Source organism: Pedobacter humicola (assembly GCF_056490705.1).
The window spans coordinates 39,400-51,476 of the sequence record NZ_JBWJIG010000020.1; the positions used below are offsets into that span (position 1 = coordinate 39,400).

Sequence of the window (12,077 nt, forward strand, 5' to 3'; positions counted from 1 at the left end):
GTCACGGGTTTCGCCAATGTACCGGATCTTTATAGCATTTGCGCGCTATTCAAATTTTCCACATGATCTTATTGGATGCAATCCAGGGGGCAGTTGTTTTCACATGGACTATGGATTTTTTAATAACAACATCTTGTTTTTGCCGTGCTCAAAGAGCATGTGGTAGTGCAGGTAGTTAATATGCAGCGGATTTTTGTATCCATATACTTAGATAAATTTATTCTCTGTTGGTTAAACCTTGAAGTTAAAAAGTAATCTGCAGATGGAATACGGGTATTCAAAAAATCGCTGGGTATTGTTACAGGACTGTCAATGAATGAGCAAAAAATCTTATGCTGACGCTGCTCTCCTGACAGTTATGCTGCGTGGAAATCTGCCTTATCGCATTGGAAATGCTGATTGTGGCATTTAAATTAGCATGAAATTTGAATAAATAAAATAATCTCCAGTTACCCGGACCCCTCGCTCTTCGAGTGGAAAATCGAATTTTCTTTGTTGGGAAATGGTTTTAAGACTTCCTTCCGTGGATCTTGAGCTTGGATACCCAATCGGGGCCTCCTTATGGCGATCGACATAGAAAATCGTTGGGTGCTGTTACAGGACTGTCAATAAATTACTCAATTCATATAGATTTTTGCTGATGTAGGCTTGGGAATATTTTTCCCTTGCTGAATATGCCATGAAATCTGCTGCTATGAAAAAAAAATATAAAGAGAATGAATTACGAAATCGAAAGGCGATCTGTTGCCTCACCGATGATGAATATAGGGAGATAAGGAAGGATATTACAAAACTCGGTGTTACCATGTCGGAATATCTCAGACGGATATTGTTTGATAAAAGAGCCCATCTTTTAATTGATTCAGCCCAACTCGTCAATTGGCTCGACCGGGTCGCCGTTGAATCGCAATCCTCGACCCTGGCAATCCACCGCTTCACACAAAATACATTTGAAGGTACACTTAATCGTTATCGTGTGGATGAGCTGATGAACTTAGTTGGTGAATGTATTTCGTCCCAACACAATATAGGCCGATGTATGAGAAAACTTATTAAAATGATCAATAATAATTAAATACTGAGTGCATTATCTGATAATAGGAATGATAGTCCAGTTTCTCTCTTCTAATAGCCAGTTTGCGGCAATAAAGTATAACAGCGACAAATTATCCTGTGGAACGGCAGAACTGATGTCTGTCAGGAACTTTCAGGCCCTCACAATAATATCCAAACCCAGGGCTGCAGATTTTAAGTCGTATCTGCAGATGATTGCCTCACTCAATCCAAAGGTTAAAAACAAGCAGCTTCATGTCAGTATTATGGCCAAGGGGCACTCGCGTGATAAAAATGAACTGACTGATATTGCCCATCAATGGTTAAAAAAGATGGGTTATGGAGATAACCCATATCTGATTTATTTCCATAGCGACAATCCAAACAATCATGTGCATATTGTTTCGGTAAGGGTATGTAAGAACAGGAAGTCCGTTCCTTCGCGTTATGAAAAATTCAGGGCATCTGTGGCATTACATGAGCTGATCGGGTTTGATCCTGTTGCCCAGGCCAAGATGGATGCGGGAAAAGCACTTCGCTATGGTTTTACAAGTTTAGGGCAGTTTCTCGTTCTTTTGAAAAATATGGGCTATTCCGGTTATGTCAAAGATTCTGCGGTTCATATGGTAAAACATTCTAGGACACTTCACTCCATAGAATTAAATATTATCGAGTTTTGTATACGGCAGTATCGGCCCAGCCCCATTGCGAATAACGCACTTAGGCGGGTTATTGAGCTGTTTTTAAAGGTTGTTTCCGGTAAGCCGGTTCGTCACCCTTCTTTCTGGCATTCTTATCTCAGACAAAACTACAGGTCTGATCTTGGTGTCCTGCTAAAGGAGAAACTTGAAGCAGATATTATTTATCATAGTGAAGGAAGAAGTATAGTTGGATTTACCGTAATCAACCACCATACTAACCGGGTGCATGATGGAAAAGAAATTATAGATTTAATCACGCTCACTAAGGAATTGGATTGTCCAGAAGGATATATTCAAGGTGATGAGATCATTTTTTATAAAAAGGGCGAGAGCCGGAATAATATATCAACACCAGCCCCTTCAAAAAAAATGTCTGTTAATATAAGCGAATCTGAACCGGGAATTGCCCGACGTGGGAGATAACCATTCTCAATGTCCACAACTAACATCATATGATCTGCTAATATCACCTGAGAAAAATAAATATTAATATTATCGTCTTATCATTTTTGTTTATTAATTGACATCTGGGAAATACCGTCACCAAAATTTAAAATAAGTTGTATTTCAGTTAAATCTAGCTTACTTTAGCGGAATTGAAAATCATCTAGACACTGTGAAAAAAATATTAATCACTGGTGGTGCGGGCTTTATAGGCTCTCATGTAGTCCGCCGTTTTGTGAACAACTATCCTCAGTATGAGATTGTTAACTTGGATAAGCTCACCTATGCAGGTAATCTTGCTAATTTAACCGATATTGAAAATAAACCGAATTATAGATTTGTAAAAGAGGATATCACAGATGCTACAGCAATGTTCGATCTGTTTAAAACAGAAAACTTTGATGCAGTGATCCATCTTGCGGCGGAAAGCCATGTAGACCGTTCTATTTCAGATCCAACCGCTTTTGTAATTACCAATGTAATCGGAACCGTAAATTTATTAAATGCTGCCCGCGAATATTGGAAAGGTGATTACGACAAAAAACGTTTCTATCATGTGAGTACCGATGAGGTATATGGTGCTTTGGGCGAAGAAGGTATGTTTACCGAAACTACTGCCTACGATCCACATAGCCCATATTCGGCATCAAAAGCAAGTTCAGACCATTTTGTAAGGGCTTACCACGATACTTATGGAATGGACTGTGTAATATCCAATTGCTCAAATAACTATGGTTCGCATCATTTTCCGGAGAAACTGATTCCATTGGCCATTAATAATATTAAAAATAACAAAGCTGTACCGGTTTATGGTAAAGGTGAAAACGTACGCGATTGGTTATGGGTAGAAGACCATGCCAGAGCAATCGATGTAATTTTTCACCATTCGAAAACAGGCGACACCTATAATATCGGTGGGCATAACGAATGGAAAAATATCGATCTGATTAATCTGCTTTGTACGATCATGGATCAAAAGTTAGGTCGTGAAGCAGGGGAATCGGCTAAACTGATTACCTATGTAACCGACCGTGCCGGGCATGATTTACGTTATGCCATTGATTCGAGCAAACTGCAAAATCAACTGGACTGGGTACCAAGCTTACAGTTTGAAGAAGGTTTGGCGAAAACGGTAGACTGGTACCTGCAAAATGAAGACTGGTTAAACAATGTAACATCGGGCAATTATCAATCGTATTACGAACAACAGTACAGCCATAAATAATGGAAATTGAACAAACGGGATTAAAAGACTGCTTAATTATTAAACCAAGGGTATTTGAAGACCCCAGAGGTTATTTTTTTGAAAGCTTTAACCAAAACACCTTTGAAGAGAAAACGGGTTTGTCTGGCAGATTTGTTCAGGATAATCAGTCTTACTCTTCTTATGGCGTTATCCGTGGCCTACACGCACAAACCGGTGAATTTGCACAGGCCAAGCTGGTTCGTGTTACTAAAGGTGAGGTATTGGATGTTGCGGTAGATGTACGGCCAAGTTCGACTACTTATGGTAAACATATCTCGGTACGTTTAAGTGCAGAGAATAAACTTCAGTTGTATATCCCCAGGGGATTTGTACATGGCTTTTCGGTGTTAAGCGAAACGGCAGAGTTTTTATACAAATGCGATAACTTCTTTAACAAAGCCTCAGAAACCGGGGTAATTTATAATGATACGGATTTAAATATCGATTGGTTGATCCCGGAAGAAGATCAAGCCATATCCGACAAAGATCTACTTTTAAACCCGTTTTCAGCTTTACAGTACATATGAACAAAATATTAGTAATTGGTGCTGGTGGGCAATTGGGCCAATGTTTAAAAACTGTTGCTGAGCGTAGAGGCATTACGGAAATTGTTTTTCCTGCAGAACAGGATGCCAATATTTTGAACGAAGATGGCCTCAATACACTTTTGGCTACAACACAGCCCGCCTTTGTAATTAACTGTGCGGCCTATACCGCTGTTGATAAAGCGGAAGATGAAACTGATCTGGCTAAAGCAATTAATGAAACGGGAGCGGCCTATCTGGCTTCTGCCTGTTCAACAAATGGAGCCACTTTGGTACATGTGTCTACCGATTTCGTTTTCGAAGGAAATGAAGTGAAATTGTTAAAAGAAGAGGATGAAGCTAAACCCATTAATGTGTATGGTGTAACCAAATTGGATGGAGAAAAGGCAGTTGCTGCAAAATTACCAGCACATTTTATTATCCGCACCAGTTGGTTGTATTCGGAGTTTGCAAACAATTTCGTGAAAACCATGTTAAAACTTGGTGCCGAACGGGATGAACTGAATATCATTGCCGATCAGGTGGGTACGCCTACTTATGCGATCGATCTGGCAAATGCTATTTTTGATATTATTGCATCATCATCAACAGCATATGGCATATACCATTATAGCAATGAGGGCGTAACCTCGTGGTTCGATTTTGCAAAGGCTATTTTTGATATCAGCGAAACTGTGGTTAAAGTCAATCCTATTCCAGGATCAGCCTATCCAACAAAGGCTGTGCGGCCGGCATTTTCGGTAATGGATAAAACCAAGATTAAAGAAACATTTAATATCGAAATTCCCTACTGGAGAGATAGTTTGATCTCTTGTATAAAACAAATTGATAGTAACAGATAAAAAAACATAGCGCATTAAGTTGGCTATTCCCTCCAATCTAATGTTTCAAATCTCAAATCTAATATGAAAGGTATAATCTTAGCTGGTGGTAGCGGAACACGTTTACATCCATTAACCCTTGCCTGTAGTAAACAGATGATGCCGGTTTACGATAAACCGATGATCTATTATCCGCTATCAACTCTAATGTTGGCTGGGATAAAGGAAATACTGATCATTTCTACCCCACACGATCTCCCAAATTTCGAGAAATTGTTGGGAGATGGTGCTTCTCTTGGCTGTAAATTTAGTTATGCGGTGCAGGCAGAGCCCAATGGTTTAGCACAGGCTTTTGTTATTGGAGAAGAATTTATAGGTAAAGATAAAGTAGCCCTGGTATTGGGTGATAATATTTTCCATGGTGATGGTATGGCTAAATTATTACAGGCAAGTTCTGATCCTGATGGTGGTGTGGTATTTGCCTACCAGGTTGCTGATCCTGAACGTTATGGTGTAGTGGAGTTTGACGCAGATAAAAAGGCCATCTCTATCGAAGAAAAACCTGTTCAGCCGAAATCAGATTATGCGGTGCCTGGCTTGTATTTTTATGATAATGAAGTAGTGGAAATTGCCAAGAACATTAAACCTTCTCCCCGTGGTGAATATGAAATTACTGATGTAAACCGTATCTACTTAAAGCGCGGTAAATTAAAAGTAGGTGTATTGAGCCGGGGTACTGCCTGGTTAGATACCGGAACTTTTACTTCTTTAATGCAGGCTGGTCAATTTGTTCAGATTATCGAAGAACGGCAAGGTTTAAAAATCGGATGTATCGAAGAGATTGCTTATCGCATGGGCTTTATCGATGCAGTGCAGCTTAAGGCTATCGCTACTCCACTGGTTAAAAGCGGGTATGGAAGTTACCTTTTGAAACAGATTAAGTAAGAAGTTTAGAAGCTCTTTATAATAAATCTCCAATTGATACGATGGTGTTGATTGGAGATTTCTTTTTTAGCTTTTTGTTATCCCGGAGTACCGCAAAGGATCCTGGCAAATTTTTTGCACTTTACCATATAAGTGATGTAAGTTCATTTAAATGTTAAAATCCCCCAACATTGTGCTTTATGCTTTTTTCTCTGTGCCCTTTGTGGTTGAAAACCCTCGGGTGCTAATGAAATTGGATTAAAGCTTTCTTGATTTATCTTATCTTTGGCCAATTACCAAAAGAAAAATGAATACAAAAAAGCAGATTGCCGTTATTGGTCTGGGGTATGTTGGGCTGCCATTGGCGATCGAATTTGCCAAACAATATAAAGTAATTGGTTTTGATACGAATGAGGGTCGTGTGGCGGAATTAAATCAATTACAGGACCGGACAAACGAAGCCAATTTGGAGGATCTGGAATCTGTGCTTTCTGCATCTGAACCGGGTTTAACCCTCAGTGCCAGTTTAGCCGAACTGGCAGCCTGCACCATTTACATTGTTACCGTACCTACACCAATCGATCACCTTAAACGGCCAGATCTGCAACCCTTGCTTTCGGCCAGTAAAATGTTGGGTATTGTATTAAAAGCAGGCGACATTGTCATTTATGAATCGACCGTTTATCCCGGTTGTACGGAGGAAGATTGTGTACCTGTTTTAGAAAAGATTTCGGGTTTAATATATAATGTCGATTTTTTCTGCGGCTACTCGCCAGAAAGGATTAATCCGGGAGACAAAATCAATACACTTACCAAGATTAAAAAGGTTACCTCGGGCTCTACACCTGCAATTGCTGTTGAAATTAATCAACTCTACGCTTCTATTATTACCGCGGGAACCCATTTAGCGCCAAGCATAAAAGTTGCGGAAGCTTCAAAAGCAATCGAAAATGCGCAGCGAGATGTGAACATTTCATTTGTGAATGAGCTGGCCTTAATTTTTGATAGGATGGAGATAGATACAACAGATGTACTGGCCGCTGCATCTACCAAATGGAATTTCTTAAACTATAAACCGGGGCTGGTTGGCGGGCATTGTATCGGTGTTGATCCTTACTATCTGGCGCATAAATCTGAATCTCTGGGGTATAAACCTGAAGTGATCCTATCCGGCAGGCGCGTTAATGACAATATGGGCATGTTTGTTGCAAATAAGGTCATTAAAATGATGATTGCCAGGGACAAATCGATAAACGGGGCGAAAGCATTAATCCTGGGATTTGCCTTCAAGGAAAATTGTCCTGACATTCGCAATACCCGTGCGATTGATATTTATAGGGAACTGATATCGTTTGGTTTGGATGTTGATGTGTTTGATCCCTGGGCCAATTCGCAGGAAGTGGAAAAAGAATATGGTTTTGGGTTGTTGGAACAGTTTGGATATCAATATGATGCTGTGATTCTGGCGGTCTCCCATTACCAGTTTTTGAACGTTGATTATTCCAGCTTTAGAAAAGTCGGAGCCGTTATTTTCGATACCAAGTCGTTCATTGCGCGTGATTTAGTTGACGGTAGATTATAGCTAGTATTTATCATTGCTTAACAAACCAAGTTTTATCCGGTCGGTGCTCTTCTTGGAGATCCGCCATAATATGCAATAGCTGTTTTGGGATTAATTTCTCCTACTAATGTTAAATTGGATTCCTGCTGAAAAAAGGTTAAGTAAGAACTCTGCTTTTTGATAGGTATTAACCGATCTTGATGTTCCATTTGGCTCTGTTGATTCCTGGCGTTCGTAAGAATAAAAATAGTCGAGACTGCTTTCCGCAAATAGATCCATAAGCGGTATTAAGTTGAGCTTGATGCCTATAATGGGCGAAATGACCAATCCATTTTTCGATGATTCTGCATATCTGGCTGTACCCACAAACATGGTATTGCCCGGATAGGTATTGCCACTAAATCTGTTAGAGCGGTAACCCAGGTCTATCCCAAAATAAGGTTGAACACGGGAGTATGTGAAATTCTTTTCAAAGCCAACTTTAAATGAAAAATCAGTCAGTGTTCCTTCCGCAATCTCACAACTGGCACAGGTATTAGGGAAAGTGATACTCTTTCTGTAAAAATTTCCACCGATACGGTAACTGATTTGATTGTCATTGAATTTCATGAACAGTGCATTTGCGTAAGTATGGTTGAAATCCTGGTAATTTGTTTGGTTCAATATCTTAGGAAGCTGCATGATGCTGTACGCTTTTAAGCCTAAGGAGAAGTTGTAATCTGCACTTGTTTGGGAAAATGTAGGTAATGATAGCGCTAGTACCGCCAACAGGAGTATAATTTTTTTCATTTGATCAGGATATCAACTTCAAAAATAAAGATATTTCCCAGATGTAGATCATTGATAGGCATTTATATTTTTGAGAACATCAATCGTGATTGGTGAGGTAGTAAAATACGATAATTTCATACTACTGGCAAATGAGCAGGGGCTTCCTATCCTTAAGCTAGAAAAAATTATGTATGTTTGCTCGCTTAAAAAGTTATCAAAATAGTTTATGAAAGTTGCGCTAATAACAGGTGTTACGGGCCAGGACGGAGCATATCTGGCAGAATTTCTTCTGAAGAAAGGCTATATGGTTCACGGTTTAAAGAGAAGGTCGTCGCTATTCAATACTGACCGCATCGATCACTTATATCAGGATCAACATGAGAACAATGTTAATTTCAAACTTCATTTTGGTGACCTAACAGATTCTACAAACCTGATCCGCATCATCCAGGAGACTCAACCTGATGAAATTTATAACCTCGCAGCAATGAGCCATGTTCATGTGAGCTTCGAGATGCCCGAATATACGGCCAATGCCGACGGAATAGGTACGCTGAGGTTACTAGAGGCCATCAGAATCCTTGGGCTAACCAAGACTAAAATATATCAGGCTTCTACGTCTGAACTTTACGGACTTGTACAAGCCGTTCCGCAGAGTGAAACCACGCCTTTTTATCCTAGATCGCCATACGCTGTTGCGAAGATGTACGCCTACTGGATTACCGTTAATTACCGGGAAGCCTATGGATTATTTGCCTGCAATGGTATTCTATTTAACCACGAAAGCCCTTTACGGGGAGAAACTTTCGTGACACGCAAGATTACCAGAGCGGCGGCTAAAATTGCACTTGGCTTGCAGGAATGCCTTTATTTGGGTAATCTCTCAGCACAAAGGGATTGGGGACATGCCAAAGATTACATTGAAGCGATGTGGTTGATCCTGCAACAGGAAAAAGCCGAAGATTATGTGATTGCAACAGGGGTGACCACAACGGTTAGAGATTTCGTTAGAATGAGTTTTGCAGAGCTGGGGATTGAAATTGAATTCAGTGGAAAAGATGAGTATGAAAGAGGGGTAATTATAGATGTTGACCAGGAACTGTTGGGCAATTTTGGACTAAATGCCGATGCACTAAAGCCGGGTCAGACGGTGGTTCAGGTGGATGCCAAATATTTCAGGCCAACGGAAGTTGATCTGCTTCTTGGCGATCCTACAAAATCAAAAACACAGTTAGGCTGGGTTCCTAAATATGATCTGGCTGCGCTGGTAAAAGAGATGGTGCATTCAGATCTGCAAGTAATGAAAAAAGATCAGTATTTAAAAGAAGGCGGATTCAGCACATTGAATTACTTCGAGTAATCATAAAACATAATTAAATAATACTTCCTATACCTATGAAGTTGAAAAACATATTTACAATCCTACTATTTTTGGTCATGCTCACTGCATTTCAAAAGTTAATGGCTCAGACCAATTATGCAAATGTGAGGGTCGACGACCTAACTGATACCCAGATCAGGCAATTAATCCAGCGTGCGGAATCTATCGGTTATAACGATGCACAGTTGGAGCAGATGGCTGCTGCACAAGGCATGAAAGCTGAAGAAATTCAAAAACTTAGACTAAGAGTAGAGAAAATCCGAAAGCAGGATGGGACAACCAGTGGCACTAGCTCACAGAACAATAATACGCTGAATAGAGATGGAGAAGAAAGCGATGATCGGTCAAGGACAGCAGTTAAGATCAACCAGGATTCAACAAAAAAATCAGATAGTAAAAATATAAACAATAAAAAGACAAACAATAAAGACCCACAAACTGAAATCAATATTTTCGAGGGTTTGAAACCCAAAATTTTTGGAAAAGAACTTTTTGCCAGCAGTAGCCTCACATTTGAACCCAATCTCCGAATGGCTACTCCAAAAGGATATGTAATTGGGCCGGATGATGAACTTTTGGTAGATTTAAGTGGAGATAATGAAGCCAGTTATAAACTAAAAGTTAGCCCTGATGGCTTAATACGTTTACAGTACGTTGGAAATATAGCAGTAGGTGGTCTGACCATTGAGCAGGCCATCAGTAAAATCCGGTCGGGTCTTGCATCCACTTATCCTTCACTAAGAACGGGCAGAACTACGGTAGCTGTAAACCTGGGCAATATCCGTACGATTAAAATTACGCTTGTTGGAGAGGTAGTAAAACCAGGCTCCTATTCCCTTTCTTCCCTTTCTACTGTGTTTAATGCATTAAACGCTTCTGGAGGACCGAATGAAAACGGATCATTCCGTAAAATACAGGTAATCAGGGGAAACACTATCGTATCTACTATTGATGTGTATAACTTCCTGCTAAATGGCGTTCAAAAAGGTAATATCCGATTACAAGATCAGGATGTGATAAACATTCCGGTTTATGAAAAGCGGGTAGAAATGTCAGGAGAGGTTAAAAGGCCGGCACTATTTGAAGTGGTGTCTGGTGAAAGTCTTGCCGATCTTCTGCGCTTTGCAGGTGGTTTTTCTACGGAGGCTTATAGTTCTAATATTAAAGTATTGCAAAATACCAATAGAGAACGGAAGATCATTGATGTTTCCAGCACGCAATTCAATAGCTATACTCCCCAGAATGGAGATAAGTTTATTGTGGATACGATTTTAGACCGTTTTGCCAATAAGGTGGAAATTGATGGAGCTGTTTTCCGTCCTGGGATGTATTCGCTAGAAGATGGCACCACTTTGAAAGGCTTGATTACCAAAGCCGACGGTTTGAAAGAAGATGCTTTTTTAAATAGAGGTTATATTAACCGCTTGAATTTCGACAATACCGCCAGTTTGATTTCTTTTGATGTGGCTAAGATCATGTCTGGCGTGCAGGCTGACATTCCGCTTCAAAGAGAAGACAAGGTAACAATATCGTCTTTGTTTGACTTGAGAGATGAATATAAGCTTAGTATCCAGGGAGAGGTTAGGCAGCCAGGCACATTTGATTATGCGGATAACATGAGTGTGGAAGCTTTGATCCAAATGGCGGGCGGTTTCAAAGAAGGTGCTACACCCAGCCGGATCGAAATCTCCAGGAGAGTTAAAAGTGCAGATACAGTAGGTAAAACCTCGCGGACGGCTGAAGTATTCACCCTTTCGGTTGACCAGAACCTGAAAATTGAGGGTCCTACTTTTGTTTTGCAGCCTTTTGATATTGTTTCGATCAGAAATTCGGAGGGTTATTCCATTCAGAAACAGGTGAAGTTGGAGGGAGAGGTTCTTTATCCTGGTGTATATACCATCACCAATAAAAATGAACGTATTTCTGATGTAATCAAAAGGGCAGGGGGGCTCACTTCTTATGCCTATACCGAGGGGGCAAGTTTGAAACGACCTGGCGCTGAAAAAGTAAATCCGGCAGATAAGAATGCAATTAACAATAAAGAAGAAGAGGAGAAAAAATACCTCAGCTTAAAACGCGCACAGGAAGCCGGTGCTAAAGATACGCTGGCAGCAGAAGTGGAGCAGAAACTGATTCAAAGTGATCTGGTGGGTATCAATCTGGAGCGTATAATGGAAAAACCATTGGGGAAATACGACCTTATTGTGGAGGACGGCGATGTTATCCGTGTTCCACGTACCTTGCAAACTGTGCGGATTACTGGTGAAGTACTCAATCCCAATAGCATTGTTTATCTGCCTGGAAAGAGTTTGAGGCAATATATCAATGGTGCGGGTGGCTTTACCTCGAATGCCAGAAAAGGTGGAACCTATATTAAATATGCCAACGGCTCTGCGGCAGCAGTGAGCAAATTTTTGTTTTTCAGCAATTATCCTGTTGTCAAGCCTGGTGCAGAGATATTAGTTCCAAAAAGAGCAGAAAGAGAACGTATGACTGCACAAAGCTGGATCGGGATTGGAACAGCCGTTGCGTCTTTGGCAGCTGTTGTAGTTAGTTTATTACGATAACACCTAGTTTGTAATTGATAGTAGAGGAGACTTAGCACGTATATTATTTTCTGGACTAGAATA

10 protein-coding genes are annotated in these 12,077 nt (G+C 40.3%); 9 read left to right on the top strand and 1 reads right to left on the bottom strand.

From position 1 onward, the window contains the following. Window positions 1-694: 694 nt before the first annotated feature. The 7 genes from AC04Q1_RS23405 to AC04Q1_RS23435 all read left to right on the top strand — a co-directional run bounded on the left by AC04Q1_RS23405 (window position 695) and on the right by AC04Q1_RS23435 (window position 7,316). Window positions 695-1,075 (top strand): plasmid mobilization protein, encoded by a 381-nt coding sequence (locus AC04Q1_RS23405; protein ID WP_478366968.1) that lies wholly within the window; start codon window positions 695-697, stop codon window positions 1,073-1,075. A gap of 115 nt (window positions 1,076-1,190) precedes the next feature. Next, a complete protein-coding gene (locus AC04Q1_RS23410) occupies window positions 1,191-2,177 on the top strand; it encodes a relaxase/mobilization nuclease domain-containing protein (RefSeq protein ID WP_478367018.1) in 987 nt (328 codons plus the stop codon). A 193-nt stretch (window positions 2,178-2,370) separates the two neighbouring features. After that, window positions 2,371-3,423, top strand: a complete 1,053-nt coding sequence (rfbB, locus tag AC04Q1_RS23415) for a dTDP-glucose 4,6-dehydratase (RefSeq protein WP_478366969.1) — start codon at window positions 2,371-2,373, stop codon at window positions 3,421-3,423. Beyond that, on the top strand, window positions 3,423-3,971 hold the full coding sequence (gene rfbC / locus AC04Q1_RS23420) for a dTDP-4-dehydrorhamnose 3,5-epimerase (protein WP_478366970.1): 549 nt from the start codon (window positions 3,423-3,425) through the stop codon (window positions 3,969-3,971). The genes rfbB and rfbC overlap by 1 nt, the downstream gene beginning before the upstream one ends. Then, a complete protein-coding gene (gene rfbD / locus AC04Q1_RS23425) occupies window positions 3,968-4,831 on the top strand; it encodes a dTDP-4-dehydrorhamnose reductase (protein WP_478366971.1) in 864 nt (287 codons plus the stop codon). Before rfbC ends, rfbD begins: the two co-directional genes overlap by 4 nt. A 63-nt stretch (window positions 4,832-4,894) precedes the next feature. Next, window positions 4,895-5,755 (top strand): glucose-1-phosphate thymidylyltransferase RfbA, encoded by an 861-nt coding sequence (gene rfbA, locus AC04Q1_RS23430; RefSeq protein ID WP_478366972.1) that lies wholly within the window; start codon window positions 4,895-4,897, stop codon window positions 5,753-5,755. A gap of 286 nt (window positions 5,756-6,041) precedes the next feature. Then, the gene (locus tag AC04Q1_RS23435; protein ID WP_478366973.1) at window positions 6,042-7,316 is read left to right on the top strand and encodes a nucleotide sugar dehydrogenase; all 1,275 of its coding nucleotides are present in this window, start codon (window positions 6,042-6,044) and stop codon (window positions 7,314-7,316) included. 90 nt (window positions 7,317-7,406) lie between these two features. On the opposite strand, the gene AC04Q1_RS23440 is transcribed toward AC04Q1_RS23435, so the two are convergent. After that, the gene (locus tag AC04Q1_RS23440) at window positions 7,407-8,084 is read right to left on the bottom strand and encodes a hypothetical protein (RefSeq protein WP_478366975.1); all 678 of its coding nucleotides are present in this window, start codon (window positions 8,082-8,084) and stop codon (window positions 7,407-7,409) included. A gap of 208 nt (window positions 8,085-8,292) precedes the next feature. Here AC04Q1_RS23440 and gmd point away from each other — a divergent pair, with 208 nt between their 5' ends. Next, complete coding sequence (gene gmd, locus AC04Q1_RS23445; RefSeq protein ID WP_478366976.1) at window positions 8,293-9,426, top strand: GDP-mannose 4,6-dehydratase; 1,134 nt, start codon at window positions 8,293-8,295, stop codon at window positions 9,424-9,426. Window positions 9,427-9,461: 35 nt separating this feature from the next. Then, complete coding sequence (locus tag AC04Q1_RS23450; protein WP_478366977.1) at window positions 9,462-12,014, top strand: SLBB domain-containing protein; 2,553 nt, start codon at window positions 9,462-9,464, stop codon at window positions 12,012-12,014. Window positions 12,015-12,077 lie beyond the last annotated feature (63 nt).